We start from the raw sequence: 25,321 nt of genomic DNA, 5'->3' as shown, positions 1-25,321 counted from the left end.
AGGAGGTCCCCCGATGGACAGCCGCGAAGCGCACGAGACCACCGTCCGCAGCCCCGTCCCCCCGCAGCAGCTCTCCGGCATCGTCGGCCACCGGTTCATCTACACCTATGCCAACGGCTGGCAGTACGAGATGTACGTGAAGAACCCGACCACCATCGACTACCGGATCCACTCCGGCATGGTGGGCGGCCGGTGGGTCAAGGACCAGCGGGTCGACCTGGTCCGGCTGGACGACGACCACTACAAGGTGTCCTGGAACGAGCCCACCGGCACCTCGGTCTGCGTGAACGTCATGCCCCAAAAGCGCCGCCTGCACGGAGTGATCTTCTTCCCGCGCTGGGTCGAGGAGCACGGCGAGCGCACCGTCCTCTACCAGAACGACCACCTCGACGAGATGCGCCGGTTCCGCGACGAGGGCCCGACCTATCCGATCCATGTGGTCCCGGAGTTCGCAGAGATCACCCTCTTCGAGTTCGTCGGCCCGGACGACGACACCGTCATCTCCACGGCACCGGGCGACCTCCCGCCCGGCTGGTCCGACCGCACCGGCTGACCGCACGGGCCCGGCCCCACGGTTCTTCCAAGATCGATTGTCAGTGGTGGGTGAGAGGGTGGACACACCAAGCCGGAACGAGGGGGAGCTGTGATGTCCGAAAGCCAGAACTACATCAACCACGTTGCTCTAGTGCTGGATGCCAGCTCGTCGATGTCGCACCTGAGTCGCAAGGTCGTCGAAGTCGCCGACCAGCAGATCGCCTATCTCGCCCGCCGCTCGAGGGAACTGGACCAGGAGACCCGCGTCACGGTGTACGTCTTCGCCGACAAGGTGGAGTGCGTCATCTACGACAAGGACGTGCTGCGCATGCCGTCGCTGAAGCAGCTGTACCGGACCGGTGGGATGACGGCCCTCCTGGCAGCCGCTCTGAAGTCGCAGAGCGAGCTGGCTCAGACGGCCCAACTGTACGGGGACCACAGTTTCCTGACGTTCGTCCTGACCGACGGGCAGGAGAACGCGAGCCACCGCTGCCCGGACGCCCCCGCCAGGAATCCACGTCAACTGGTCGAGGCCGTCGCGGAGATGATCCGGACCCAGCAGGACAACTGGACGCTGGCCGTGCTGGTGCCCGACCAGATGGGCAAGCGAGAGGCCATGCAGTGCGGCTTCCCCAAGGACAACATCGCCATATGGGACGCCACCAGCACACAGGGCCTCGAGGAGGCCGGGCAGGTGATCCGGCAGGCCACCGAGAACTTCATGATGGGCCGCACCCAGGGCATCCGCGGATCGCGTGCGGTGTTCTCCACGGGCGCGGAAGCGGTCAACGAAGACACCATCAAGGCGGCCGGGCTGACCCCGGCCGATCCGTCGAAGTACCAGCTGATCCCGGTCGCCCGCGACGCCGCGATCCGGGAGTGGGTCGTCGAGTGCGGGCACACCTACACCACCGGTGGCGCGTACTACGAGCTGAGCAAGTCGGAGAAGATCCAGGCGCGTAAGCAGATCGCGGTGCTGGAGAAGGAGACGGACCGCGTGTACACGGGGCCCCAGGCCCGCGCCCTGCTCGGGCTGCCCAGCACGGAGGTGCGCGTCAAGCCCGACCACAACGACCACTTCACCATCTTCGTGCAGAGCACGAGCGTCAACCGCAAGCTCGTGGCCAACACACGGCTGCTGCTCATGCTCTGACACCCCGTGAAGCCGACGGGGCTCCGGAGCTCGCAAGAGGGAAGGATGCCTCTTGGGGCCCCGGCGCTCCGTCGAACGGCTTCTGACGGCCCCCTGGAGCGCCGTCAGAAGCCCTGCCGAGCGGAGTTCGACCCGCCCGGTCCGTCAGTCGAGGAGTCCCGGAGACAGACCCAGTTCGTGTTCGCCGAGCGAGGCGAAGAAGCGCTCGACGTCGGCATCGGTGACCTCGGCCAGGGTCTTCGGCGACCAGCGCGGCCTGCGGTCCTTGTCGACGACCTGGGCACGGATGCCCTCCACCAGGTCGGGTGTCTCCAGGGCGGCACAGGACACGCGGTACTCCTGGTTCAGGACCAGCTCCAGCGGGCCGAGCGTCCGGGCGCGGCGCAGAGAGGCGAGGGTGACCTTGAGCGCGGTCGGCGACCTGGCGAGCAGGGTCTCCGCGGCCTCCTTGGCGGCGGAGTCACCGTGCGCCAGCAGCCGGCGCACGATCTCCTCGACGGTGCCGGCACCGTACCCGGCGTCGATCCAGTGACGCCCGGAGGCCAGGACGCCCTGCGGGGGTGTGCCCGCACAAGCGGCCAGGGCTTCCTCCGCGGGCAGCTCGGCCAAGGCGTCGAGGAAGTCCCGCAGCGAGTCCGTCGGCACGAAGTGGTCGGCGAGTCCGCACAGCATCGCGTCGGCCGCGCCGACCTGAGCTCCCGTCAGGGCCAGATGCGTGCCCAGCTCCCCGGGGGCTGCGGCGAGCAGGTGGGTGCCTCCCACGTCCGGCACGAAACCGATGCCTGTTTCCGGCATGGCGATCCGGGACCGCTCGGTGACGACACGGACGCTGCCGTGCGCCGAGACACCGACACCGCCGCCCATCACGATGCCGTCCATGACGGCGACGTACGGCTTGGAGCAGCGGGCGATGCGGGCGTTGAGGCGGTACTCGTCGCGCCAGAACGCGGCCGAGGCGCTGCCGTCGCCGTCGCGGGCGTCGTCGTGGATGGCGCGGATGTCACCGCCGGCGCACAGGCCGCGCTCCCCCGCGCCGGTGATGACGACGGTCTGCACGGCGGGGTCCCGCTCCCACGCGCGGAGCGCCTCGTCGATGCGGCGGACCATGGTGTGCGTGAGTGCGTTGAGAGCCCGAGGCCGGTTGAGCGTGATGTGGGCGGCGCGCCCGCTGGTGTGGAAGAGGACGGCTTCCCGTTCCTCGGTTCCGCTCATCGGAACGCCTCCCCCGGGCCGTGGGCCGCGTTGACGCGCATGTCCTGTCGGTTCCTTCCCGTTCCGGTGGAGGGCACTTCATCCGCCGCGGCCGGTGACGAACCACCTGGCCACTGTGGACCCTACGGTGCCTGATGACCTCCACGGACGTGCCGGCGGGGTGGACGGGGCGGGCCGTACCGATTCCGGGACCGGACCCGGAGCATGCCGCTCAGGCCGGTGATCTCCCGGAGGGCCGGGCGCCGTTCACCGGGCGGCACGTGTGCGCTACATTTTGCCTCTCTTTGACCGCGATCACTCATGATCTCTACGCTTCGGAGTTGGCACCCCCATGAGCGACATCGTCAACGGACTCGGCCGGGCCACTGCATACGGCGGTCTGGGACTGGTTCTGTTGCTCCTCGGCATCGTCCTGGTCGACGTGCTGACGCCGGGCAAGCTCGGCCGGCAGATCTGGCAGGAGCGCAACCGCAACGCCGCCACCGTCCTCAGTTCCGCGCTGCTCGGTATCGGCGGCATCGTGTTCACGTCGATCTGGACGACGTACGAGGACTTCGGCAAGGGGCTGGTCTCGACCGCGGCGTTCGGAGTGCTGGGGCTGGTCATGATGGCGGTGGCGTTCCTGGTGGTGGACCTGGTCACGCCGGGACGCCTTGGTGCGACGCTGGTCGAGGCGGAGCCGCACCCCGCGGTCTGGGTGACGGCATCCTGCAACCTCGCCGTCTCCGCGCTCATCTCGGCTTCCATCGCCTGAACCACTCACGCGGGCAACCCCGTCGGCGGCTCGGTACGAAGCCACCCTCGTCGCACGGTGAACGCACAGCCCCCGGTCCTTCCTCCTGCAGGGCGTAGCCGCTGACCGGAGGAACCTGCGGTGCGTTCACGTGGACGTATCGTTCGCGCCTGCACCCGGCCGGGTCGGTGGTCCTGCCCTGGGCGTGGTGAAGACAGCTGGTCCGTCGGGCGTGGGGCTGTGGTCACCCGTGACTCGCAGGCGCTGACCGCCGACGGCCAGGAGATCCCGCGGTGCACCGCGGCACCGGCACCTTGCGCGACGCGACCTCCGCATGGTGGCAGCGCCCGGTGGCGCAGCGTGACGGGGCGGAGACGACGAGGGCGGGGGCTGCGGCCATCGCACACTCACCCGCGTCGGGTGAGGCGGCCCGCTGCCTGCCGTGGGCACGCTGATGGGGACACCGAACGGTTCGGAGCGGGGCCTCGGGTTCGTGGCCCTGCCTCCTCGCTTCCTCCGGTCCCTGAGCATCGCAAACGAGGCGCACGATGACCGCGACACACACTCAACCGGCACACAGCGCGAAGGACGACTGGGCCACCGGCCTGACCGCCTTCGCGGCTGTGATGCTCTTCCTGGTCGGCCTGCTCGACATCTTCCGGGGCATCATGGCCATCGCCGAGGACGACATCTTCGTGACGACCCGCAACTACGTGTTCGAGTTCGACCTGACCGGCTGGGGCTGGGTCCACCTCGCCCTGGGCGTACTCGCCGTGATCGTCAGCCTGGGGCTGCTCAGGACGGCGATGTGGGCCCGTGTCATGGGCGTGGCCATCGCCGGACTCGTCATCATCGCCAACTTCCTCTCCCTGCCCCAGTACCCGGTGTGGTCGGTCGTGATGATCGCGCTTTCGGGCTTCATCATCTGGGCCCTGTGCGTCGTGCCCCGCGACAACCTCCTGGAGCCGTCGGAGGACGCTTCCTGGCGTGAGCGCGACGACACCTACCGCCCCACGGCCACCCCGCGCCCGCCCCGCTGACGAGGAGGGCCGTCCTCTCCCGGCGTCCCCGCCCGAACCGGTGGCACGCCTGGGCCGAGGTCGGCCCGATTCCGGTGAGGTCGCTCTTGATTCCGCTGGTCTGCCACCGAAAGCGCAGGTCAGCGGAGTTTTGGCGCGATATGCCGTGCGGCAGGGAGGGAAGGCTGGGATGCTGAGGGTGAAGCGCTGCCCATGACGTGGCCCTGACCGACAGGGGTGATGAGCACCTTGGCGGAAATCCACGAGAACGTCCCAGGATCGGCGGTTCGCCTCGTACCGGAGCTGTCGCGCACCGATCCCGTGGGGGATCCTTTTCTGCGCACCCGGTTCGCCCTCCCCGCGAGGGCCCACACGTTCCTGCGTCGTCAGCGGCTCGTCGACCACCTCGACCAGGCCCTGAGGACGCCACTGACTCTGCTCAACGGCCCCGCCGGAGCGGGCAAGACCCTGCTGGCCGCGGACTGGGCCTCGGGACTGGACCTTCCGGTCGCCTGGCTCACCTTCGATGTGGGCGATTGCCGTCCCGGGGTGTTCTGGGCCTACGTGCTGCAGGCCCTTCGGGCCTGTGGTGCGCCGGCGTCCGAGGCGGTCGGGGAGCCCGCGGACGCCGCCGGAGTGGACCACAGGCTTCTGTCGGCACTGGCCGGCGAGTTGAACGACCGGGAGCGGCCGGTCGTCCTCGTACTCGACGAGTACGACCGCGTGACCGACGCGACGGTCGCCGAGCAGTTGGAGTTCGTCCTGCACCACTCCGGCCCCGGACTGCACCTCGTGCTCGTCACCCGCACGGAACCACTGCTGCCGTTGCACCGCTACCGGGCGGCCGGTGATCTGACGGAGATCCGCTCCGCCGAACTGGCCTTCACCCCGGAAGAGGCCACCACGCTGCTGGAGCTGCACGGTCTGAGCCTCCCGGTCCAGGCGGCGCGGAATCTGGTCGACCGCACGCGGGGCTGGGCCGCCGGCCTGAGCCTGTCCGCGCTGGCCGCCCGGGAGAGTTCCGACCCCGAGCTGTATCTGAAGGAGTTCGAGGCGGACCGCAGCACGGTGGCGGACTTCCTGCTGGCCGAGGTCCTCAAGGGGCAGACGCCGGAGACGCAGGACCTGCTGCTGCGCGTCAGCGTCCTGGAGCGCTTCTGTCCCGATCTGGCCAACGAGCTGACCGACCGCGTCGACGCCGAGGCCATCCTCACCGGGCTGCACCGGGAGAACGCGTTCGTCGAGCGACTCGGGCACTCGTGGTACCAGCTCCACCCGCTGTTCGGGGAGATACTGCGCGCACATCTGCGGGTCCGCCTGCCCGGGCTGGAGCCGGAACTGCACCGACGGGCCGCGCGGTGGCTGCACCGTCACGGCTTCCTGCAGGAGACCCTCGCCCACAGCGCAGCCGCGGGCGACTGGGACCTCACCGCCGGTGCCCTCGTGGACGATCTCGCGATCGGGCTGCTCTTCACCGGTCCGAGCTCGGAGAACCTCGCTCGGTTGTTCTCCCACATGGGGCCCGAGGCGAGGAGCCCGGCCACCCATCTCGTGCGCGCCGCCCACGACCTGGCCCGGCACGACCTCGATCACGGCCTGGCCAGCCTGCGGCACGCCGAGGAACAGCTCGCCCACGAGGGGAACGGCGCGCACGAGGCGGCCGCCCGGCTGAGCTGCGCGCTGCTGGACGCCCTGGCCGCCCGCCTGACCGGATGCCCCCCGGAGGTCGAGAAGGCCGCCGAATCGGCCGCGGAGCTCAGGCAGGAGGTTCCGGTCCACCTCCTGGACAAGCATCCCGAACTGACCGCCCTCCTGATGACGCATGTCGGTTCCACGCTCCTGTGGGCCGGGCGCTACGAGGACGCGCGCGCCGTCCTGACCAGCGTGGCCGGTGCTCCCGGCGGAACCTCCACCGCGCTGCCCCGGGAGGAGGCCATGGGGCATCTGGCCCTGCTCGACTACATGAACGGCTGGCCGGGCCGGGCCGAGCGCAAGGCACTGGCAGCGGTGTCCGAGGCGGACCGGGCGGGCGCACCCAGGCCGTCCGGGTCCGGCATCGGAAGGCTCGTCCTGGCGGCCGTCGCGGTGGACCGCAATGAACTGGGCCGGGCGCAGACCCTCATCGACGAGGCGGCCGAGCTCTCCTCGGGGACGCCTGATCCGGTGCTGGCGGCGGGGCGAGCCCTTGCGGCGGCGCGCCTGCTGATGGCCCGGGGAAAGGTACGCGACGCGGTGGAGGCCGCGGACCCGGCCGTCCCCGCCGCCGTGGACTCGCCGTGGGCGCGTAGCCACGAGGCGCTCGTCACCTCGGCCGCCCACCTGGCCGAGGGGCGGCCGAAGGAGGCCGCGGAGGTGCTGCGGTCCGTCTCCGGGGACCAGCCGGTGTGCGCGGTGGAGGCCGCGGCGATCCAGCTCGCCGCCCGGCGCCCCGGGGCAGCCTTCGACCTGCTCGACAGCGTCCACGCCGAGGGACGCGCCGGCCCGGCGGTGACCGTGAGGGCAGCGCTGGTGAGGGCCGGGGCCGCCGCCGCGGCGGGAGACGGAGCCACGGCCCGCAAGCTCGTGGCACAGGCGCTGCTGGACGCCCGCCGTGAGCGGCTGCGACGCCCGTTCCTGGACGCCGGAGCGTGGATCCGGCCCCTCATCGCCACGGCTCCGCTGCACGAACTGGCGGCAGGCTGGCTGACACCCGCCGCAGCCGCGCAGGGCGAGCGGACCCGGCCGCAGGCGCCGCCCGCACCGCTGGTGGCGGTGGAGCTGAGCGCCCGCGAGCACGACGTACTGGACCGGGTGGCCCGGATGATGTCGACGGAGGAGATCGCCGCCGATCTCTGCCTGTCGGTGAACACGGTGAAGACCCACCTGAAGAGCGTCTACCGGAAACTGGCGGTGAACCGGCGGGGCGAAGCGGTCCGCCGCGCTCGCGACCTGCGGATGCTCTGAGCCGCACCGCATCACCCGCGCCCGATCACCTGTGCCGCACGGCCCGTACTTCCCCCTTCGTGGGTGAGGCGCGCGGCGCGCACACGGGGTGCGATGAGGAACAGACGCCGACGCGTTCGCCGGCGCATGCCGGGCTCTGCGCCCGGCGTACCGGTCCGACTCGGCGAGGTGGACACCGTGAAGCGGTGGCGGGCTCTGATCGTCCTGGGGGCGGCCCAGTTCCTGATGGTCCTGGACACCTCCGTGATGAACGTGTCCATCAGCCAGCTGGTCGAGGACTTCGACACGGAGGTCACCGCCATCCAGGCCGTCATCACCTTGTACGCGCTGGTCATGGCCGCTTTCATGCTCATCGGCGGCAGGCTCGGGGACATCGTGGGACGCCGCCGCATGTTCGTGCTCGGGATGGTCGTCTACGGCTTCGGGTCGGGCCTGACGGCTCTGGCGCCCGCGCTGTGGGTCCTCATGCTGGGCTGGTCCGTCATCGAGGGGCTGGGCGCCGCCATGGTGCTGCCGGCCATGGCGGCGCTCGTAGCGGAGTCGTACCGCGGACGCGACCGGGCCATCGCCTACGCGGTCATCGGTGGGCTCGCCGGTGCGGGAATCGCGGTCGGCCCGCTGCTGGGCGGATGGGTGACGACATATCTGACCTGGCGGCTGGTGTTCGCCGGCGAGGTCGTGGTCGTCGTGGCGGTGCTGCTGTGCCGCCGGGTGATCGCGACGCCCACCACGAGCGGGCGGCGCCCCCGGCTGGACGGGGTGGGTGCGCTCCTGTCCGCCGCCGGACTCGGGCTGGGCGTCCTCGGTGTGCTGCAGAGCAGCACCTGGGGATGGCTGCAACCGCGTAATCCTCCCTTCACCGTCCTGGGCTTCGCCCCGACCCTGTTCGTCGTCGGTGCCGGGGCCGCCGTCCTGGCGGTCTTCGGGTGGTGGGAGCGGCGGAGGGAGCACACGAGCGCCGATCCGCTCGTGCATCTGTCGCTGCTGAGCCGGCCCGTGCTGCGGTCGGGCCTTCTGACGTTGCTGAGCCAGAACCTCATCCTGCTGGGGCTGTTCTTCACCATTCCGCTGTACTTGCAGGTGGTTCAGGGGTTCGACGCCTTCGAGACAGGTCTGCGGCTGCTCCCGGTGTCCGCCACCATGCTGGTGACCTCCCTGTGCGGGTCCTCGCTGGGGCGCGTGGTGGGGCCGCGCCGGGTGGTCCGGCTGGCCCTGGCGACCCTGGTGGCGGCCATCGTGTGGCTGCTGGCCACGATCGACCCGGCCATCGACGACGGGCAGTTCGCCGGCGCCATGGCCGTGCTGGGCGTGGGAGTCGGGCTGCTCGCCTCGCAGCTGGGCAACGTCGTGCAGTCAGGGGTGGGCGAGGAGGAACGCAGCGAGGCGGGTGGGCTGCAGTTCACGGCACAGAATCTGGGCTCGGCGCTGGGCACCGCGCTCATCGGGTCCCTTCTCATCGGCGCACTGGCCCACGCCTTCACGACCAGGGTGGAAGACAACGCGCAACTGTCGGAGGAGACCCGTGGGCAGGTCGGCGTCGCCCTGGAGGCCGGGATCACCTTCGTCCCCACCGATCAGGTGCGTTCGGCGGCCGAGCGTGCCGGGCTGCCGCCGTCCGAGGTCGACGCCGTCGCGGATTCCTACGCGGCCGCCCAGTTGCAGGGTCTGAAGGCGGCGGTCCTGGCCACCGGCGGCATCGCTCTGGTCAGTTTCCTGGTCACACCGCATCTGCCCACCGCCCGGGAGAGCCGGCCGCCGGAGCGAGGTGCGGCAGCGACGGCCGGGGCGTCCGGGTCTCCCCACTGAGTCCGCAGGGAGCCGCTCATGTCCAGGACCACAACCGCCCCCACCGCACACCGCAAGCGCCGTGCGGAGCGCCGGGCCAGCGCGGACTACACCGGCGGCGTCTACGGTTCCATGCTCGCGGCCTCCGTGGTGGCCGGTGCCGGAACTCCGGGTTCGTTCCCCCGGGCCGAACTGGTGGTGCTGCTGCTTCTGACGGGAGTGGCGTTCTGGATCGCGCATGTGCACGCCCAGCTGTTCGGGGCGCGTCTGGCACAACAGGTGCCGAACCGCGGCCTGGTGCTGCACGTGTGCCGTGACGAATGGCCCATCGTCAAAGCCGCGGTCCCGCCGGCCGCCGCGGTGGCGGTCAGTCCGCTCCTGGGACTGGACGTACGAGGCGCCCTCTGGCTGGCTCTGTGTGTCGCCGTGGTCGGCCAGATCGGCTGGTCGGTGGCAGCGGCCCGCCGTGCCGGTGCCTCGCCCCGGCTCATGGCCGTCACCGCGTCGGTCAATCTGCTGCTGGGCCTGCTCATCGTCGCCTTCAAGATCGTGCTGAAGCACTGAGCCCCGGGGTCCGTCACCCGCCGGGTCACCTGCTCCGGGTGAGGTCCGGGCAGGTACGGAGGCGGACGATGGCACAAAGGGCGCCGTCCGCCTGTCCCGGGCATCTGTGGGAGGACAAGCTCGTGCGCTATGAGATCCGCGTCGAGGGACACCTGTCGGAAACGCTGGTGAAGGCCTTTCCGGAGCTGGGCCATGTGGTGATGGCCGGCCAGACCGTCCTGTTCGGGCATGTCGTGGACGAGGCGCACCTGTACGGGCTGCTGGCTCGCTGCCAGTCACTGGGATTGCGAGTCGTGGAGATGCGACCGGTGCCGGAGTGACGTGACCGACCCACGTGCACCCAGCTCTTCCTTCACAGACGCTTCCTGACGCTCCCTCAGGACGTCGGCCGGCAGCTGTTCCCCGGGAACCCGCTCCGTCACCGGGCTCGCGGGCTCACCGGCATATCACCCCTGGCGGGTGACCCCGGCACCCCGCGGCAGGCGGGATTCTGGAGCCGGCAGAGCTGCGCACCGGGCCTGTCACACCCTTCGGACACCGCCCCGCGGGCGGTCCCGAAGCAACCCCTACACGCGAGGAGGAGCCATGACCATGTCGCGTGGTCCGACACCGCTCCCCGGGCAGGAACACCGGTCCGACGCGGCAGTCTTCGCCTCGACGTCCGGCACCGCCTACGGGCTGGAACGACTGGGCCGTTCATGGACCTGGCTCATGGGTTCGGCCGTCGCGACCCTGGTGCCGGGTGTCCTGATCCTCGTCTGGCCGGAGGCGACCCTGCACGTCCTGGCCGTCCTCGTGGGGCTGTACCTGCTGGTGAACGGGGCGTTCCGGTTCGTGGCCGTCTTCGGCCGGGAGGAGCACGGTGAGCGGCTTCCGGGGCTCCTGCTGGCCGTGGTGTACGTGCTGGCCGGAGTGCTGTGCCTGCGCAACCCGCTGCAGACGATCACCGTGCTCTCGCTGGTCACCGGCGTCGTCTGGTTGGTGTCCGGGATCCTCACCCTCTATACGGCGGTCGTCGCCAAGGACCTGCCGCACCGCGGTGTCGTCCTGGGCGCCGCCGTGCTGGGCATCGTCGCGGGGATCGTGGTGCTCGCCCTGCCCACCGAGTCCGCCCGCGCCCTGACCCGGCTGCTCGGCCTGTGGCTCGTCCTGCTCGGACTGGCCGAGACGGCGGTCGCCCTGGCGTGGCGGGCCGCGCTCCGAAAGACGCACGCAGCGGGACCGCACGCCCCCTCCGAGGCGGCCTGAGACACCCCGCCGGCCCGACGGAGGCGCCGCGGCCGTGCAACTGCCCCACCTCCGTCGTTGGAGCGGCGACGACCGCAGCGCCCGGGGCGGCGCGCACGCGGCACCACGCGGAAAGGCGCACCCATGAACCCGGCCGCAACCCCGAACTCCCCGCACTCCGCCGACGGCGCGCACGCGCGGCACGTCATGACCGACGAGGAACGAGCGGAGTACGAGCGGCTGCGCCGCCACGCGGCCGTACGTCACCGGCGGGCACGGCGCGCCGGATCGGTGGTCCTGCTCCTGTCGGCCCTGCTGCTGGCGCCCCTGGCCGTCGTCGCGGCCTGGGTCCACGACACGGTCTCGGACACGGACAGGTACGTGGCGACCGTCGCACCGCTGGCGTCCGCGCCACCCGTGCAGGACGTCGTCATCAACCGGATCACGGACCGCGTGGTGGAGAACGTCGACGTCCAGGCGGTGACGGACTCGCTCGTCAAGACCCTTCGCGACGCGGGGGCACCGCCCCGCGTCATCGCCGGCGCCGAGTCCCTCGAGGGCCCGCTGCGCAACGCGGTCAGGACCGCGGTGGACCGCACGGTCACGAGCGTGATCACCAGCGACACCTTCCAGCAGGTGTGGGAGGGCGCGAACCGGCGTTCCCACGCCGCCGTGGTGAACATGCTCACCGGTGACCGCGAGGGTGCCGTGGAGGCCGTGAACGGCACCGTCCAGCTGGATGTGGGAGCAGTCGTCGACCAGGTGCAGCAGCGGCTCGTGGACGCGGGCTTCGAGAAGGCCGCCGCCATCCCGGACACGGATCGCACGGTCACCCTGTTCGAGACCGAGCAGCTGGGCAAGGCACAGGACGCGATGCGGCTGCTGGACGTCATCGGCACGTGGCTGCCCGTCCTCACCGTCGTGCTGGCCGCGCTCGCCGTCTGGGCCGCTCCCGCACACCGGGTGATGCTGATGATCACCGCCACGGGTGTCGGTGTGATGATGGTGGGGCTGCTCGTCGTGCTGGCCCTGGTCCGGCGCGTCTATCTGGACTCGGTCCCGCCCGCGGCGCTGCCCGCCGACGCGGCCGCGACCATCTACGACACGTTCGTCCGCTTCCTGCGCGACAGCACCCTCACCTTGCTGGTCGTCTCGGTGATCACCGCGCTGCTGGCGTACCTGTACGGTCCGGGACGCGTCGCCCGTGGCGTGCGGGCGGCGGCGGACCGGGGTACGACGGCCACCGGCAGGGCGCTCGAGAGCGCGGGAATGCGCACGGGTGCCGTGGGACGTCGGCTGGCCGGCCATCAGCGGTGGATCACGGGTGGGGTGATGGCGGCCGCGGCTCTGGCCCTGGTGTTCTGGAACCACCCCACCGTCGGAGCCGTGGCGCTCGTCGTCGGTGTCGCTCTGGCCGTCCTGATCGTATCGGCGATCCTCGCGTCCGCCGCCGGACCGGACGGGCCCGAGGCGGACCCGGCCGAGCAGCTGACAGTTTCGTGATCCATGACCGTGACCGGGCTGCCGCACGCTCACCCACGCCGGGTGAGGTCGATCGGGTCTTTCCGGATCAGGCTGAAGGCAGCACCCGCCGGTGGCCCGGCGGGCGTCGGGACGGAGGAGAGAGATGAGCGCGCAGACGTATCTGGCCTACGACTATCCCCTGTTGAGCGTCTTCTGGAGCATGCTCCTGTTCTTCCTGTGGATCATGTGGTTCATCCTGCTCTTCCGTGTGGTGGTCGACATCTTCCGAGACGACGACCTGAGCGGCTGGGCCAAGGCCGGCTGGCTGGTGTTGACCGTCGTGCTGCCCTTCCTGGGCGTGTTCGTCTACGTCATCGCCCGCGGCAAGAACATGGGTCGCCGTGAGATGGCGCAGGCCCGAGCACAGCAGGAGGCCTTCGACGCCCGCATCAGGCAAGCAGCGGGCAGTGAGGGCCGGTCCAGCAGTGTCGACGAGCTCGCCCGACTGTCCGAGATCCGCGACAGCGGTGCCATCACGGACGACGAGTACCGCAGGGCGAAGGAACTCGTCCTGACGGGACATGCCCCGGCCGGGCAGTCGGGAGGATGATGACGCGCCGCGCGCACAGCCCGCGGCAGCGCACCGGGACGTCGTACGGTCGAGCCCCGTGAGCGAGGAGGACCCCCGATGCGCAGCGTGACCTACTCGATGAACGTCTCACTCGACGGCTACATCGTCGGGCCGGACGGCGGCTTCGACTGGTCGGTACCCGACGAGGAGGTCTTCCGCTTCTGGATCGACGAGATCCGTGGGGTCGGTGTCCATCTGCTGGGGCGACGGCTGTACGAGACGATGCTGTACTGGGAGACCGCCGACCAGGATCAGACGCTGGACGACGCGCAACGCGAGTGGACCGCGCTGTGGAACCCGCTGCCGAAGGTGGTGTTCTCCAGGACGCTGTCGACGGTGCGGGGCAACGCCCGCCTGCTGTCCGGGAACCTGGCGACGGAGATCGAACGGTCGCGTGCCGAGCCGGCGGAGGACGACATCGCGATCGGCGGCGCGACTCTCGCCGCCGAGGCGGCCGCGTCGGATCTGATCGACGAGTACCGGACCATGGTCTACCCCGTGCTGGTCGGCGGGGGCACCCCGTACTTCCCGCAGCACGAACGCCGGGTCGATCTCGAACTGGTCGAGTCCCGCACGTTCGGTTCGGGAGTCGTCTACCACCGGCACCGGGTGGTGCGCCAGGACTGACGCCCCGCCGGCCGCACAGGCGCCTCCTCCCCCTCCGGCTGCCGATCGGTTCACCCGAACAGCCGCCCCCGCGCTGTGCAGCGGCCGCGGATGCGATGTCCTGGTCGGAGAGTCGTCCGTCCCATGGGGGAACCATGTACGAGATGTGCCCCGGCCTCGACGAGCCCGGCACGACCTTCGTCTGGCACGTGAAGGCCAAGAACGGAACCGTGGCCCTGTGCGGCCTGCCACTCGAACCGGGCGCGGCGAAGCCGGTGGAGACGGATCGCCACTGCCCGTCGTGCATGACCTCGTTCGGCCGCCTGGTCGACCGGCGCGGCTAGCTTCCGTCCCCGTCAGCCCACCCGGTACCGCTCTGCGCGCTCCGTGTTCAAGGTCAGGCCCAGGCCGGGCTCGGCTGTGCCGCCAGGGCCGATGCTGCCGCCTCGGGGGTCGAGGACGCCGTCGAACAGGATGCGTTCGATGCGGACATGGTCATGGAACCACTCCAGGTGGCGCAGATTGGGCACCGCCGCGGCGGCATGCGCGTGGGCATGGGGAGCACGGTGACCGGAGATCTCCAGGCCGCGGCCCTGGGCGAGAGCCGCGGCACGCAGCCAGACCGTGATGCCGCCGCACCGGGTGATGTCCGCCTGCAGGCAGTCGACGGCGCCGGCGGCGAGCATGTGCTCGAAGTACGGCAGGGTGTAGCCGTACTCGCCGGCGGCCACGTCGATCATGACCTGGTCGCGGATGCGCGCGAGGGTGCCGAGACGGTCGGAGGAGACCGGCTCCTCGAACCAGCTCACGCCCTCGTCGGCCAACGCGCGAGCGACCCGGACGGCCTGTTTGGCGTCGTAGCCTCCGTTGGCGTCCACGAACAGGGCGGTGGCCCCGTCGCCCACGAGGGCGATGGCGGGGCGGTCGCCGTGGGCGAACTTCGCCCCGATCACGTAGGGGACTCCGGGCCCCATGGTGGCGAGCGTGCCGGAGAGCGAGCCGCGCATGTCGCCGCGCAACCTCAGGTGGCGCGCGTACCAGTTGGCGGCGGAACCGGAGTCGGCGGCCAGGACGACGTTCTCGGGCAGCAGGCCGTTCAGCGTGTGGGCCACGTACTCCGGGTTGATCGGTTCGGCGTCCACCGCGGCGCGCCGTTCCATGACCTCCCGCCAGCGGGCGGTGTTCTTCTCGATCTTCTTGCGCCGGCCGTCGTGCTCGGCCGGCCGCAGGTGCGGCAGCAGCCGCTGCAGGGTCGCGCGGGCGTCACCGACGAGGTTGACCTCGAACGGGTAGCGCAGGCCGACCATGTGCGGGTCGATGTCGATCTGGACGGCCCGCGCCTGGCCGAACTCCGGCATGAACTGCGTGTAGGGGAAGCTGGATCCGATGACCAGCAGGGTGTCGCAGTCCTGCATCAGCTCGTACGACGGGCGGGTGCCCAGCAGGCCGATCGCGCCGGTGACATAGGGGAGGTCGTCGTCGAGCGCGTCCTTGCCGAGGAGCGCCTTGGCCACGCCGGCGCCCAGCCGGTCGGCGACCTCCATGACCTCCTGGCGGGCCCCGCGAGCGCCCTGGCCGATGAGCAGGGCGACCTTCTCCCCCGCGTTCAGCACCTCGGCGGCGCGCTCGATGTCGGATTCCGCGGGCACCGGGGCGTAGTGGGACATGCCGAGGCTGGAGGGCACCATCTTGAAGGCGTGCCCCGGGGCGGAGTAGTCAAGTTCCTGCACGTCGGCCGGGATGATGACGGCCGTCACCGAGCGGCGCGCCATAGCGGTGCGCATGGCCCGGTCGAGCACGTTGGGCAGTTGCGAGGTTGTAGCCCGAGACCCGGCGCGGGATCCGGGGGTACCCCGTGCGGATGTCCGCCAGGTACTCGGAGACGATGCGCTCCGGACCGAGGTGGATGTCGGCCCGGCGCCCGCCCTCGGCGATGATCCGTGCCCGTTCGGCCTCGGACGTGGGCCCGACCCACATACGGGTGCCGTCGTACGTGAGGACCTCCAGCCGGCGGACGTTGTCCACGGTCTTGCCGTAGGCCTGTGCCGAGGCCCCGCAGGAGTTGTTGCCGATCATGCCGCCCAGCGCGCAGTGGCTGTGGGTGGACGGTTTCGGGCCGAACTGCAGCTTGTGTCCGGAAAGTTGCCGGTTGAGTTCGTCCAGGACGATCCCCGGCTCCACGACGCAGGTGCGCGCGTCGGGGTCCACCGAGACCAGGGCGTGGCAGTACTTGGTCGGGCTGCGGAAGAGATGGCCGTGGACCCCGTCGACCAGGTGCGCCGCATCGCAGGCCTCGTCGACGATCCGCTCAGCCCCGCCCCGCCCGGCGCTCCTCGGAGCGGGTTCAGCCGGCCGGAAGGCGAGAGGGCCTAGACACCGAGGGCCCGGCCCGGCGGGCGTGACCGGCCGCCTCGGCGAACCGATTGGTGTCGAGGCACTCGTTGATGTTGGCCACGCGACAGCCCGCTCTTCTCTCGATGCACGGCCCTTGGCGTGATGCAGTTGCGGTGACGGTTCATGGTTCTGCTGGTCCGGGGTGGCGGCATCCGTCGGCCGGGCATGCGCGATCATGGCCCTGTGGAAGCTCGTTTCGTCGGCATCGCCGAGCTGGCCGAAGTCCCCTCCGTGGCCGTCGTGGTCGACGTCATGCGCGCCTTCACGGTTGCCGCGTGGGCCTTCGGCCAAGGGGCGGAGCGGATCGCTCTCGCCGAGTCACTGGACGAAGCCCTCGCGCTCAAGGCCCGGCACCCGGACTGGATCGCGCTCAAGGACGGTCCGCCCGCTCCGGGCTTCGACACCGTCAACTCCCCCGGTCTGCTGCGGTCTCTCGACCTGGGCGGACGCACCGTCGTGCAGAAGACGACGGCCGGGACGGTCGGCGCCCTCGCGGTCAAGGAGGCCTCACTGGTGCTGTGCGCCGGGTTCGTCGTGGCGGAGGCGACGGCTCGGCTTCTGCGGACCCGCACCGGTGACGGCGACGGCGTCACGTTCGTGGTCACGGGCGAAGGCGGGCGGGCCGATGAGGATCTGGCGTGCGCTCAGTACATCGCCCGCAGAACCGTCGAAGCGGGGACGGACGCAGCCGCCTACCTCCGCCGCGCCGGGCGTTCGCGCGCCGCCGCCGAGCTGGCGCAGGGCGTGCGTCAAGGCGTCCATCCCGATGACCTCGCTCTCTGTATCGAGCTCGACCGGTTCCCCTTTGCCATGGTGGCGGCCCTGGAAGACTCGCTCATGGTCCTCCGCCCGTGTGCCGTGCCTTCGCCGGCCGACGGGCTCTCGATCTGATCGCTCCCCCACCGGCCGAGCGGGTCGGTCGACGCTCACGGCTCCCGTCCGGCGAGGCGTTGCCCGGCGTACCGGCGGGCCCGGGCATCCGGGACGAGCCATCGCACCGTCAGTGCCCGGCGGCTGCCTTCACCAGGGCCACCGCCACGCCGATCGCGGCGTCCAGCACGCCCGCCACCACCGCCGCCAACACGCCGCCGCCCATGCGCAGCCCGCCCAGACAGCCCCACAGGAAGAGGGACACCACGCACACTCCCGCCGCTGCCGACAACGCGGCGTCCAAGGAGAGGACGTCCAGCGCGGCCAGCGCGATCAGTACGGCCGGGCCCACGGCACACGACAGGAGCGGGCTGCTGACGTACAGCATGCGGCGCAGCTCATGGCCCGTGGCGAGGCGGCGGTGGACGGTACGGTGCGCCTGCTGGTCGGCGACGAACGCGGCGAGCCACAGGCCCAGTGCGGTCGTGAGGACGGTGGCGACGGCGCCGAGGGCGCCCACCTCACCGAGGGACAGACCGACCACCACGGCGATCATCGTGATGGTCGCGTAGATCCGCTCCTTCAGCCGGTCGGCCAGTACACCGGCCTCCACGTCAGGCGGCGCATCCGCTCCACGGTCGTCCACCACCTGATGCCCCTCACCCGCGGTCCTCACCACAGCCGCGACACGCGTACGCCGGTCACCGCATCCAGCATGCCTTCCGAGGGTGCACACCCGTTGCTTCCACGCCGGACCTGACGGGGCGTTGCCGTGAACCGGTGGCGGGCCGCGAAGGGGCGCCCCCGCTGCGGAACCTGCGCGGACCGACCGTGCTGGTGCGTGCGCGGCCGGAGCGGTACCGCGAAGCTCCCGTCGGGGAACCGCACTTCGCGACGCGTCCGGTTCCCCCGCCGTACCGCATTCCGGCAGGGGAACCGTCGGCGCTGTCACCGCCGCCGCTCGAGGGCGAGCCGTCCCGCGAGGCGCCGGGCCTTCTCCGAACGAGTGCAGTTTCCGCGTCAGTCCACGATCACCCCGGCATGCGCCACCTGGGCTCCTCCGGTGAGTGCGCCGCCGAAGTTCCCCTCGACCTCCGCCTTCTCCGCCGCGTTCGGGTAAGGGTTCGCGCACGACGTGCCCGCGGTGGAGCCGGACATCAGGCTCGAGCACGGTCCGGGCTTGCGATCCGGCAGGCCCAGGATGTGCCCGAGTTCGTGTGCCGAGATGCGGATCGTGTTGTAGCCCTGGTCGACGGCCTGGCGCCCGATGTAGACGGTGCCGTTGCCCAGCGTGGTGGGCAGGGCCCGCGGCCAGCCGTTGTCCGCGATGACCCGTATGTTCGCGCGTTGCCCGGCCGCTACGGGCCGCAACTCGACGGCGTCGACACTCTCGTTCCAGATCGCCGCGCCCCGGTCGACGGCACTTCTGAACTCCGCGGAGCCGCTCGCGTCGTAGGTCACGACACGGGCGGCCGGAAGCCCGTCGGCCGTCGAGGGGACAGCGGCCGTGGCCTGACCGCCCGTCAGGGAAACGGTCACCAGACAGGCAGCGGCGAGACCGCCGGTCAGCATACGGACGTGCATGATCGACCTCCTTGTGGGGGAAGGGCAGTCGTGCTCATGACATTCCCTAGCCCATTGCCCAACGGGGTCGTCCCTGAATCCTCAGACGACGGCCGCCACCGAGACACCGATGGCGATGAACAGCCGGCCGGTGGTCAGTTCCCAGCGCCGCCGGAGCCACGGGGATCACCGCAGCCAGGGGCGCGTGTGCCCACCGGCGTTGACCTCGTACGCACGTCACCAGCACAATCTGCGGGCCTGCGTCATCCGCAGGCGAACAGGGGGAATCATGTGCGACACGTGTCCTGACCGTGAGACGCTCCATGCCATCGCGCGGAACCCGGCGGCACCGGTCGACGTACTGGTCAGGCTGCTCTCGGAGCAGGCCATCGCCGCCTGGGGCACGCTGGCCTGGCGCGTGCTGCCGGACGAGGTGGTCGACGCGATCGTCGTACATCCCGATCACAGGCTGCGCTCGACGCTCGCCGAGAACCCCTCGGTGACGCCGGAGCAGCGCGCCCGGCTCGTCGACGATCCCGACGCACGGGTGCGCGAGGCCCTGGCCTACGGCCCCGACTGGTTCCGCGTACCCGTGGAGCCGCTTCCGGCGGTCGTCCAGCGGCGTCTGCTCGCCGACGAGGACGCACGGGTCCGCCGCAGCGCGGCCGACTCCCGGCACACCGCTCCCGAACTGGTCGCCCTTCTCGCCGACCACCAGGACGCGCACCTGCGGAGGGCTGCGTGCCGCGAGTGGGCCGCGCTCTCCCAGGACGTCCGCGACCGCCTCCTCCAGGACCCCGTGGAGGAGGTGCTCCGGGCAGCCATGCGGGAGGCGTGCCGCGACGACGCGCGCTGCACCGACCTGCTGCTCGACGCGGACCTCGATCCCTTGCTCCGGCAGCAGGTGATCCGGTCCGGGGCCCTGAGCACGGCGACCGCCGAACGGCTCGCGGCCGGCGACGAGTCGGACCGGCGCGAACTGGCGGCCAACCCCCACCTGCCCGTGCACATCGTCCGCAGGCTGGCCGACGACGACGCGCACAGCGTCAGGCTGGCCGTGTCGGTCCGGCCCGAGCTGACGGAGAGCGAACGTGACGCCGTCGACATCACCATCAGCGCGTCGGACCGGCTGCATCCCGTCGAATGGGTGCGGCTGTGCGCCGATCCCGACGTGCTGCGCCGGTGCGCCCGGTCGGCCAACGTCCTGCTGCGCCGCAGCGCCGCCTACAGCCCACACCTGCCCGCAGACGCCGTCGAACTGCTCTCGCGGGACGACGACCACGCCGTGCGGCTCCTGCTGTGCGAGAACCAGTCGACCGTGGACGGCGAGGTCGTGCTGCAGACCTACCTGGACTGCCGGGTCATCACCAAGGGCGGCCTGCTCGGCCACGCCAACTTTCCGCGCACCGACGCCGGGCGGCGCTTCGCCGACGACCCGGACCCGGAGAAGAGGTGCCTGGTGGGACTCGACCCGCACGCTCCGGCCGACGTGGTGGTCCGGCTGCTCGCGGATCCCGACGCACGCGTGCGTGGCACGGCCGCGGCACACCCCGCCCTGCCCGTCGACCTCATCCTGAAGAGCTGCGACGACCCGGAACTCTCCGGCCGGGCCCTGAGCAACCCCGGCCTCCCGGCAGCGGTCATGCACCGCCACCTCGACGTCCTGGACATCCCACGAGCACTTCCGAGCGAACTTGATGAGATGTCAGCACACCCGGGTGCGCCTCATGGGACTGGACGGAAGTGAGCGCGCTGCGTCCGCAGGAAGGCCATCTGCGAGTCGGTCGCGTCGTGGAGGAGCACCACCCCGCAGTTGGAATCCGTTCAGCCTGGGGCCGTTTCGGCCCAGGCGGACTCCCACTCCGCCAGGTTGCGGTGCTGGATGACGCGGTGGGCAGTGCCGTAGGCGACGGCTGCCGCGGCATGCACGCCGAGAACGGCGATCAGGGCACAGCCCATGGCACGGCTGCGGATCTGATCGGGGCTCAGGGGTGGGTCGGTGAGCTTCCCGTCAGTACCGGCCCAGACGCGGAGGGTGCTGCCCTTGGGCAGAGCCGGCTGGGCATCGGCGTGCGCCGTACGGGTGCGTCCCTGGGGGTCGGTGAATCGGACCTCGGTCGGATAGAGGGTCCGCTTCGCCTCGGCCGAGCCGGGCTCGGGATGACTACGGGCGTCCTCGACGAGAACGGCGGTGGTCCGGTGGCGGGTCGCTGCCTGGTGCTCGGCGGCGCGGGCGTAGTGGCGATGGGCGGCGTCACCGACGAGGAACAGGGCGAGAGGGGTGGCCGCCGGCAGCACCAGGGTCAGACCGACGCCGAGCCATGCCTGGACCACGTCGCTGCGGCGGCGCAGGGGGTTGCGCCGCAGGCGCCAGAACATGACCCGGGGCAGCTCCCGCGGCGGCAGTGGTGGGGGCAGGGACATCTGGCCGGGCATGGTCCTCCTTTCGGCGTGGAAACGGCGCAGGGGGGCGCCGACCCGGTGCGAGGACGTGCGCGGCCTAGCGGGGGTGGGCGGCGGGTGGCGGGGGCGCCGCGGTCGAGGGGTGGGTGTGGGCGGCTTGCAGGAACCTGGCGGCACCCCGGACGGCCGCGGTGTGCGGAGCCGGGACGATGCGCAGCGGTGTCTTCAGCCGGGCCGTGAGGGCGAAGGTGATCTCGGGTCGCAGGGCTCCACCGCCGGCCAGGAGAACACCGCGCCGCAGGGCACCGGCGGTGAGGGAGGCGCGGTCCTGGCGGCGGATCGCGGTCAGCATCGCGGCCACCGCTTCGACGATCTGCTCGGGCATGGTCGTCTCACCGAGGTCGCTGGTGCCCACGGCCGTCCGGTGCGCGTCGGTGACGGCGCCGTCGCACAGCAGCACCGCCTCGGTGAGGTGGGCTCCGATGTCCACCACCACCAGCGGCCGCGACATGTCGGCGTCGGCGGCCAGGGCGATGCCGCGGGCGCTGGGCACGGTCAGGACGCTGCGGGGACGCAGCACCTCGACGGCGGCGCGGGCCCCGGTGCGGTAGGCGACGCCGTCGAGTACGGGTGTGGTGACGATGACCATGGGGCGGGTGAACCGGGGCAGCCGGTGGCCGAGCAGTCGCCGCAGCATCCGGCCACAGCCAGGAGCGTCGACGATGGTGCCGCGCTGGACGGGATGGATCGCACCGGCGCCGGGGAAGGTGACGGTGGGTACGTCGACGACCGTGCCCTTGCCGGCGATCCAGACGCGGGTGCGGGCGCTGCCCATGTCCAGCGCGATGCCGCAGCAGCGCCTGCACAGGGGCCACGGCCGGTGACGGGCGACGTCACCGGGCAGGCCGTGCGGGGCGTTCATGGCTGTGCCTCCTTGACCTGCTGGCAGCGGCCGCAGTAGCGGGCCTGCGGCACGATCATGAGCCGTTCCCGTTCGACCCGGCGCCGGCACAGGTGGCAGAGGCCGTAGCTCCCCTCGTTCATGCGGGCGAGGGCCGCTTCGACGTCGGTGAGGACCATGCGGGCGGAGGCGGCGAGTTTCACGCGGACCTCGATCTGCGCGGCGGCCCGTTGCCGGAGCCGGTCCTCGGTCCGGGAGGTGACCGGCCCGGCCAGCAGGCGCAGTTGCTCCTGCCGGAACAGGCGCTGCTCGTGGAGGTTCTCTCGCAGCGCGGCGAGGTCCTCGGCCGACAGCTGCGTCGTGCTCTCGTCGATGGTCTGGTGGTTCACCACGTCACCCCTTTGCGGCAGGGCGTTGGAGGTCGGTACGGACGGGTCAGGCGGTGCGGCGCCGGCAAGCGACGCAGTGGCGGGTGTAGGGCAGGATCTCGAGGCGTTCGGCGGGGACGGGCTTCGCACAGCCCACGCAGATTCCGTAGGTGCCGTCGTCGATGCGGATGAAGGCCTCCTCGATCTCTCCGAGGACCCGCCGCATCGCGGTCTTCTGCGCGGACAGCAGGTGGTCCTCCGGGCCGCGCTCGCTCTCGTCGAGGGCTCGCAGCTGGGCCAGCCGGGAGGTGCGGGCGTGTTCCAGGTGCCGGCGGGCCTCGTGCGGGTGGGGTTCGGCCCGGGGGACATCGAGCGACATGGTCGGTTCCTTTTCTCGGCGGCGCGTGCGCGGATCGGTCATGCGCGGCGGGCGGCCCGGCGGCGTTGCCGGGCCGCCCGTTCGCTGTCGGGTGGTCGTGTGCTCTCCACCTTGGCCCGGCCCGCGCCGGATACCCATCGGGCGCGGAACCCATTTGCGGCGGGACGGGGGACCCACGGGGCCGAGCCCTGGGTGCCGCGTGCCCGGGGAAATGGGGGTCAGGTCCCATGGACGGGACGCGTGGGGAAGGGGCAGCCTGATCGAAAGGCTTGCTCAGTGCCCGTGCCGCGAAGGCGGCGGGCCCCGCGATGGCCGACTGTGGAGGTGAGACCCGGGTTTCGGAAGGGGAGGCGCAGGGACCGTGACGGTGTCCTTGTTCTGGCGGATTTTCGCGCTCAACGCCGTGGTGCTCGGTACGGCCACGGCCTTGCTGCTGTGGGCTCCGGTGACCGTGTCCGTGCCGGTGCTGCTGACCGAGGCGGTCATCCTGGTCGGCGGTCTGGCCGTGATGCTCGTCGCGAACGCCGCGCTGCTGCGGTTCGGCCTGGCTCCCCTGGACCGGCTCACCAAGCTGATGACGACCGTGGACCTGCTGCGGCCCGGCCAGCGCCTGCCCGCTTCCGGCGGTGGCGGGGTCGCGGAGCTGATCCGTACGTTCAACGCCATGCTGGAGCGGCTGGAGCAGGAGAGGGTCGCCAGCAGCACCCGGGCCCTGCTGGCCCAGGAGGGGGAACGCCGCCGCATCGCTCAGGAACTGCACGACGAGGTCGGCCAGAGCATGACCGCGATCCTGCTGGGCCTCAAGCGCTCGGCGGACGACGCCCCGGAGCCGCTGCGGGGGGAGCTGCAGGAATTGCAGGAGATCACCCGGGAGAGCCTGGACGAGGTACGCCGGCTGGTGCGCCGGCTGCGGCCGGGGGTGCTGGACGATCTGGGCCTGGTCAGCGCGCTGACCTCGCTCAGTGAGGACTTCGCCACCCACACCGGGCTGCTGGTCACCCGCCGCTTCGACGCCGACCTGCCCGCGCTGGAGCCGGAGTCGGAGCTGGTCCTCTACCGCGTCGCGCAGGAGTCGCTGACCAACGTCGCCCGCCATGCGGACGCCCGGCGGGTCACCGTCGCCCTGCAGCGCGCCGACGACGGCGTGGTGCTGACGGTGACCGACGACGGCAGCGGTATCGAGGCGCCCCGCGAAGGCGCCGGCATCCGCGGCATGCGCGAACGCGCCCTGCTCGTCGGCGGCACCCTGGAGATCACCCCGGCGCCCCGGGCCGGCACCCGCGTTCAGCTCACCGCGCCCGTCGCAAGGAAGCAGCCCTGACCATGCCCGACACCACCACGCCCGCCCCGGCGGAACCAGGCGCGATTCGCATCCTGCTCGCCGACGACCACGCGCTGGTCCGCCGCGGTGTGCGGCTGATCCTCGATCAGCAACCGGACCTCCACGTGGTCGCCGAGGCCGGTGACGGGGCCGAGGCCATCGAGCTGGCCCGCACCCACGACGTCGACCTGGCCGTGCTCGACATCGCCATGCCGCGCCTGACCGGCCTGCAGGCGGCCCGCGAACTGGCCGCTCTCGAACCGGGCCTGCGGATCCTGATGCTCACCATGCACGACAACGAGCAGTACTTCTTCCAGGCTCTGAAGGCGGGCGCGAGCGGGTACGTGCTGAAGTCGGTCGCCGACCGGGACCTGGTCGCCGCCTGCCGGGCCGCGATGCGGGACGAGCCCTTCCTGTACCCGGGCGCGGTCACCGCCCTGATCCGCAACTACCTCGACCGGGCCCGCCACGGTCAGGAAACACCCGACCAGATCCTCACTCCCCGGGAGGAGGAGGTCCTCAAGCTGGTCGCCGAGGGCCACTCGTCCAAGGAGATCGCGGACCTGCTGTTCATCAGCATCAAGACCGTCCAGCGGCACCGCGCCAACCTGCTGCAGAAACTCGGCCTGCGCGACCGGCTCGACCTCACCCGCTACGCCATCCGTGCCGGGCTGATCGAGGCCTGACCCGAATCCGGGCCCGGTCCGTACATCGCGAGGGAGGGGGGAACGGTGCACCACACCGTGCGCACAGCGCCCGTCGTCGGCGCCACTCGGCTCCGCTCCCCCGTCGGCGCGGTGCTCGCGGTGGTCGTGGCGGTGCTGGCCGTCCTCGGCCTCGCCACCCCACCGCCCGGTGCACCGGGCACGGGCCCGTCCGCCCACCTCACGTCGGCCGGCCACCTCCGTCACGACGTAACGCGCCCGGCGCCGGGCCACCCCCTGTGCGTAGGGGCGTGCACATCGGCGGACGGTCTCCGGTACGACGGGACATGCACAGCGCCGGGTCACCTCCGGTACGACAGGACATGCACGACGCCGGACCGCCTCCAGTACGACGGGGCGTGCGCCGACGACGGGTGCGATGCCGCTCGCGTCGTCCGTGCGGCGGGCCGTCACGAGCAGCCGCAGGGGGAGCACCCGGTCCCCCGCGGCCTCTCCGGCACCTGCGACCGGAGCGCGCACGCCACCCCGTGCCGGCTTCCGAGCCCGTGCGGCCCTCCGACCCGGCGCGTGCCCGCCTCGCAGCCGC

At 71.5% G+C, this 25,321-nt stretch carries 24 protein-coding genes and 2 pseudogenes; 17 read left to right on the top strand and 9 right to left on the bottom strand.

The window, feature by feature from the left end; translation table 11 throughout:
• The first annotated feature begins 13 nt into the window (after positions 1 to 13).
• Entirely contained in the window at positions 14 to 553 is a 540-nt protein-coding gene (locus tag ACFCXS_RS32665; protein WP_376646966.1) for a phenolic acid decarboxylase, read from the top strand.
• Between the two features lie 93 nt (positions 554 to 646).
• Entirely contained in the window at positions 647 to 1,687 is a 1,041-nt protein-coding gene (locus ACFCXS_RS32660) for a vWA domain-containing protein (protein WP_376646965.1), read from the top strand.
• 144 nt (positions 1,688 to 1,831) lie between these two features.
• On the opposite strand, the gene ACFCXS_RS32655 is transcribed toward ACFCXS_RS32660, so the two are convergent.
• Positions 1,832 to 2,899 (bottom strand): enoyl-CoA hydratase/isomerase family protein, encoded by a 1,068-nt coding sequence (locus ACFCXS_RS32655; RefSeq protein ID WP_376646964.1) that lies wholly within the window; start codon positions 2,897 to 2,899, stop codon positions 1,832 to 1,834.
• A 331-nt stretch (positions 2,900 to 3,230) separates the two neighbouring features.
• On the opposite strand from ACFCXS_RS32655, the gene ACFCXS_RS32650 reads away from it, so the two are divergent.
• The 11 genes from ACFCXS_RS32650 (at position 3,231) to ACFCXS_RS32600 (ending at position 14,215) form a co-directional block, all read left to right on the top strand.
• Positions 3,231 to 3,653 (top strand): DUF350 domain-containing protein, encoded by a 423-nt coding sequence (locus tag ACFCXS_RS32650; protein WP_352101660.1) that lies wholly within the window; start codon positions 3,231 to 3,233, stop codon positions 3,651 to 3,653.
• Positions 3,654 to 4,180: 527 nt separating this feature from the next.
• Positions 4,181 to 4,672: a hypothetical protein gene (locus ACFCXS_RS32645; RefSeq protein ID WP_376646963.1), complete on the top strand. Its 492-nt coding sequence runs from the start codon at positions 4,181 to 4,183 to the stop codon at positions 4,670 to 4,672.
• A gap of 219 nt (positions 4,673 to 4,891) precedes the next feature.
• Positions 4,892 to 7,594, top strand: a complete 2,703-nt coding sequence (locus tag ACFCXS_RS32640; protein ID WP_376646962.1) for a LuxR C-terminal-related transcriptional regulator — start codon at positions 4,892 to 4,894, stop codon at positions 7,592 to 7,594.
• Between the two features lie 177 nt (positions 7,595 to 7,771).
• On the top strand, positions 7,772 to 9,400 hold the full coding sequence (locus ACFCXS_RS32635; RefSeq protein WP_376646961.1) for an MFS transporter: 1,629 nt from the start codon (positions 7,772 to 7,774) through the stop codon (positions 9,398 to 9,400).
• Between the two features lie 18 nt (positions 9,401 to 9,418).
• Positions 9,419 to 9,943, top strand: coding sequence for a hypothetical protein (locus tag ACFCXS_RS32630; protein WP_376646960.1), 525 nt, complete (start codon positions 9,419 to 9,421; stop codon positions 9,941 to 9,943).
• A 122-nt stretch (positions 9,944 to 10,065) separates the two neighbouring features.
• A complete protein-coding gene (locus tag ACFCXS_RS32625) occupies positions 10,066 to 10,263 on the top strand; it encodes a hypothetical protein (RefSeq protein ID WP_352101678.1) in 198 nt (65 codons plus the stop codon).
• A 265-nt stretch (positions 10,264 to 10,528) separates the two neighbouring features.
• Positions 10,529 to 11,191, top strand: a complete 663-nt coding sequence (locus ACFCXS_RS32620; RefSeq protein ID WP_376646959.1) for an HdeD family acid-resistance protein — start codon at positions 10,529 to 10,531, stop codon at positions 11,189 to 11,191.
• A 123-nt stretch (positions 11,192 to 11,314) separates the two neighbouring features.
• Entirely contained in the window at positions 11,315 to 12,673 is a 1,359-nt protein-coding gene (locus ACFCXS_RS32615; protein WP_376646958.1) for a hypothetical protein, read from the top strand.
• Between the two features lie 124 nt (positions 12,674 to 12,797).
• Complete coding sequence (locus ACFCXS_RS32610) at positions 12,798 to 13,244, top strand: SHOCT domain-containing protein (RefSeq protein WP_376646957.1); 447 nt, start codon at positions 12,798 to 12,800, stop codon at positions 13,242 to 13,244.
• 78 nt (positions 13,245 to 13,322) lie between these two features.
• The gene (locus tag ACFCXS_RS32605) at positions 13,323 to 13,892 is read left to right on the top strand and encodes a dihydrofolate reductase family protein (RefSeq protein ID WP_376646956.1); all 570 of its coding nucleotides are present in this window, start codon (positions 13,323 to 13,325) and stop codon (positions 13,890 to 13,892) included.
• A gap of 134 nt (positions 13,893 to 14,026) precedes the next feature.
• Positions 14,027 to 14,215, top strand: a complete 189-nt coding sequence (locus tag ACFCXS_RS32600) for a hypothetical protein (RefSeq protein ID WP_376646955.1) — start codon at positions 14,027 to 14,029, stop codon at positions 14,213 to 14,215.
• Positions 14,216 to 14,227: 12 nt separating this feature from the next.
• On the opposite strand, the pseudogene ACFCXS_RS32595 reads toward ACFCXS_RS32600, so the two are convergent.
• Both ACFCXS_RS32595 and ACFCXS_RS32590 read right to left on the bottom strand, forming a co-directional pair.
• Positions 14,228 to 15,682 (bottom strand): annotated as a pseudogene (locus ACFCXS_RS32595) (enolase C-terminal domain-like protein); the annotation flags it as partial.
• Position 15,683: 1 nt separating this feature from the next.
• A pseudogene (locus ACFCXS_RS32590) lies at positions 15,684 to 16,373 on the bottom strand (FAD-binding oxidoreductase); the annotation flags it as partial.
• 75 nt (positions 16,374 to 16,448) lie between these two features.
• Here ACFCXS_RS32590 and ACFCXS_RS32585 point away from each other — a divergent pair.
• The gene (locus tag ACFCXS_RS32585; RefSeq protein ID WP_376646954.1) at positions 16,449 to 17,156 is read left to right on the top strand and encodes a 2-phosphosulfolactate phosphatase; all 708 of its coding nucleotides are present in this window, start codon (positions 16,449 to 16,451) and stop codon (positions 17,154 to 17,156) included.
• A gap of 109 nt (positions 17,157 to 17,265) precedes the next feature.
• Here ACFCXS_RS32585 and ACFCXS_RS32580 read toward each other — a convergent pair whose 3' ends face one another.
• Positions 17,266 to 17,784 carry a hypothetical protein gene (locus ACFCXS_RS32580; RefSeq protein WP_376646953.1) on the bottom strand — a complete coding sequence of 173 codons (519 nt, stop codon included), beginning with the start codon at positions 17,782 to 17,784 and terminating at the stop codon, positions 17,266 to 17,268.
• 371 nt (positions 17,785 to 18,155) lie between these two features.
• A complete protein-coding gene (locus ACFCXS_RS32575; RefSeq protein ID WP_376646952.1) occupies positions 18,156 to 18,719 on the bottom strand; it encodes a snapalysin family zinc-dependent metalloprotease in 564 nt (187 codons plus the stop codon).
• Between the two features lie 268 nt (positions 18,720 to 18,987).
• Here ACFCXS_RS32575 and ACFCXS_RS32570 point away from each other — a divergent pair, with 268 nt between their 5' ends.
• On the top strand, positions 18,988 to 20,445 hold the full coding sequence (locus ACFCXS_RS32570) for a hypothetical protein (protein ID WP_376646951.1): 1,458 nt from the start codon (positions 18,988 to 18,990) through the stop codon (positions 20,443 to 20,445).
• Positions 20,446 to 20,522: 77 nt separating this feature from the next.
• On the opposite strand, the gene ACFCXS_RS32565 is transcribed toward ACFCXS_RS32570, so the two are convergent.
• The 4 genes from ACFCXS_RS32565 to ACFCXS_RS32550 form a co-directional block, all read right to left on the bottom strand.
• Positions 20,523 to 21,134 (bottom strand): hypothetical protein, encoded by a 612-nt coding sequence (locus ACFCXS_RS32565; RefSeq protein WP_376646950.1) that lies wholly within the window; start codon positions 21,132 to 21,134, stop codon positions 20,523 to 20,525.
• Positions 21,135 to 21,198: 64 nt separating this feature from the next.
• Entirely contained in the window at positions 21,199 to 22,023 is an 825-nt protein-coding gene (locus ACFCXS_RS32560; protein WP_376646949.1) for a rod shape-determining protein, read from the bottom strand.
• Entirely contained in the window at positions 22,020 to 22,394 is a 375-nt protein-coding gene (locus ACFCXS_RS32555; RefSeq protein WP_376646948.1) for a TraR/DksA family transcriptional regulator, read from the bottom strand. Before ACFCXS_RS32555 ends, ACFCXS_RS32560 begins: the two co-directional genes overlap by 4 nt.
• Before the next feature lie 43 nt (positions 22,395 to 22,437).
• Positions 22,438 to 22,749, bottom strand: a complete 312-nt coding sequence (locus tag ACFCXS_RS32550; RefSeq protein WP_376646947.1) for a TraR/DksA family transcriptional regulator — start codon at positions 22,747 to 22,749, stop codon at positions 22,438 to 22,440.
• 367 nt (positions 22,750 to 23,116) lie between these two features.
• Here ACFCXS_RS32550 and ACFCXS_RS32545 point away from each other — a divergent pair, with 367 nt between their 5' ends.
• Together ACFCXS_RS32545 and ACFCXS_RS32540 are read left to right on the top strand one after the other, a co-directional pair.
• Positions 23,117 to 24,070 carry a sensor histidine kinase gene (locus ACFCXS_RS32545; protein ID WP_376647031.1) on the top strand — a complete coding sequence of 318 codons (954 nt, stop codon included), beginning with the start codon at positions 23,117 to 23,119 and terminating at the stop codon, positions 24,068 to 24,070.
• A 2-nt stretch (positions 24,071 to 24,072) separates the two neighbouring features.
• Positions 24,073 to 24,756, top strand: coding sequence for a response regulator (locus tag ACFCXS_RS32540; RefSeq protein WP_376646946.1), 684 nt, complete (start codon positions 24,073 to 24,075; stop codon positions 24,754 to 24,756).
• Positions 24,757 to 25,321 lie beyond the last annotated feature (565 nt).

This window comes from Streptomyces sp. NPDC056373 (assembly GCF_042262425.1).
Lineage (GTDB): Bacteria > Actinomycetota > Actinomycetes > Streptomycetales > Streptomycetaceae > Streptomyces.
This window is presented reverse-complemented; position numbering and strand designations above follow the sequence as displayed.

What these genes read in the sequence shown, in the direction of transcription:
- ACFCXS_RS32665 (WP_376646966.1), top strand. Translation starts at nt 14, where the DNA reads ATGGACAGCCGCGAAGCGCACGAGACCACCGTCCGCAGCCCCGTCCCC.
- ACFCXS_RS32660 (WP_376646965.1), top strand. Translation starts at nt 647, where the DNA reads ATGTCCGAAAGCCAGAACTACATCAACCACGTTGCTCTAGTGCTGGAT.
- ACFCXS_RS32655 (WP_376646964.1), bottom strand. Translation starts at nt 2,899, where the DNA reads ATGAGCGGAACCGAGGAACGGGAAGCCGTCCTCTTCCACACCAGCGGG.
- ACFCXS_RS32650 (WP_352101660.1), top strand. Translation starts at nt 3,231, where the DNA reads ATGAGCGACATCGTCAACGGACTCGGCCGGGCCACTGCATACGGCGGT.
- ACFCXS_RS32645 (WP_376646963.1), top strand. Translation starts at nt 4,181, where the DNA reads ATGACCGCGACACACACTCAACCGGCACACAGCGCGAAGGACGACTGG.
- ACFCXS_RS32640 (WP_376646962.1), top strand. Translation starts at nt 4,892, where the DNA reads ATGAGCACCTTGGCGGAAATCCACGAGAACGTCCCAGGATCGGCGGTT.
- ACFCXS_RS32630 (WP_376646960.1), top strand. Translation starts at nt 9,419, where the DNA reads ATGTCCAGGACCACAACCGCCCCCACCGCACACCGCAAGCGCCGTGCG.
- ACFCXS_RS32620 (WP_376646959.1), top strand. Translation starts at nt 10,529, where the DNA reads ATGACCATGTCGCGTGGTCCGACACCGCTCCCCGGGCAGGAACACCGG.
- ACFCXS_RS32615 (WP_376646958.1), top strand. Translation starts at nt 11,315, where the DNA reads ATGAACCCGGCCGCAACCCCGAACTCCCCGCACTCCGCCGACGGCGCG.
- ACFCXS_RS32610 (WP_376646957.1), top strand. Translation starts at nt 12,798, where the DNA reads ATGAGCGCGCAGACGTATCTGGCCTACGACTATCCCCTGTTGAGCGTC.
- ACFCXS_RS32605 (WP_376646956.1), top strand. Translation starts at nt 13,323, where the DNA reads ATGCGCAGCGTGACCTACTCGATGAACGTCTCACTCGACGGCTACATC.
- ACFCXS_RS32600 (WP_376646955.1), top strand. Translation starts at nt 14,027, where the DNA reads ATGTACGAGATGTGCCCCGGCCTCGACGAGCCCGGCACGACCTTCGTC.
- ACFCXS_RS32575 (WP_376646952.1), bottom strand. Translation starts at nt 18,719, where the DNA reads ATGCACGTCCGTATGCTGACCGGCGGTCTCGCCGCTGCCTGTCTGGTG.
- ACFCXS_RS32570 (WP_376646951.1), top strand. Translation starts at nt 18,988, where the DNA reads ATGTGCGACACGTGTCCTGACCGTGAGACGCTCCATGCCATCGCGCGG.
- ACFCXS_RS32565 (WP_376646950.1), bottom strand. Translation starts at nt 21,134, where the DNA reads ATGCCCGGCCAGATGTCCCTGCCCCCACCACTGCCGCCGCGGGAGCTG.
- ACFCXS_RS32560 (WP_376646949.1), bottom strand. Translation starts at nt 22,023, where the DNA reads ATGAACGCCCCGCACGGCCTGCCCGGTGACGTCGCCCGTCACCGGCCG.
- ACFCXS_RS32550 (WP_376646947.1), bottom strand. Translation starts at nt 22,749, where the DNA reads ATGTCGCTCGATGTCCCCCGGGCCGAACCCCACCCGCACGAGGCCCGC.
- ACFCXS_RS32540 (WP_376646946.1), top strand. Translation starts at nt 24,073, where the DNA reads ATGCCCGACACCACCACGCCCGCCCCGGCGGAACCAGGCGCGATTCGC.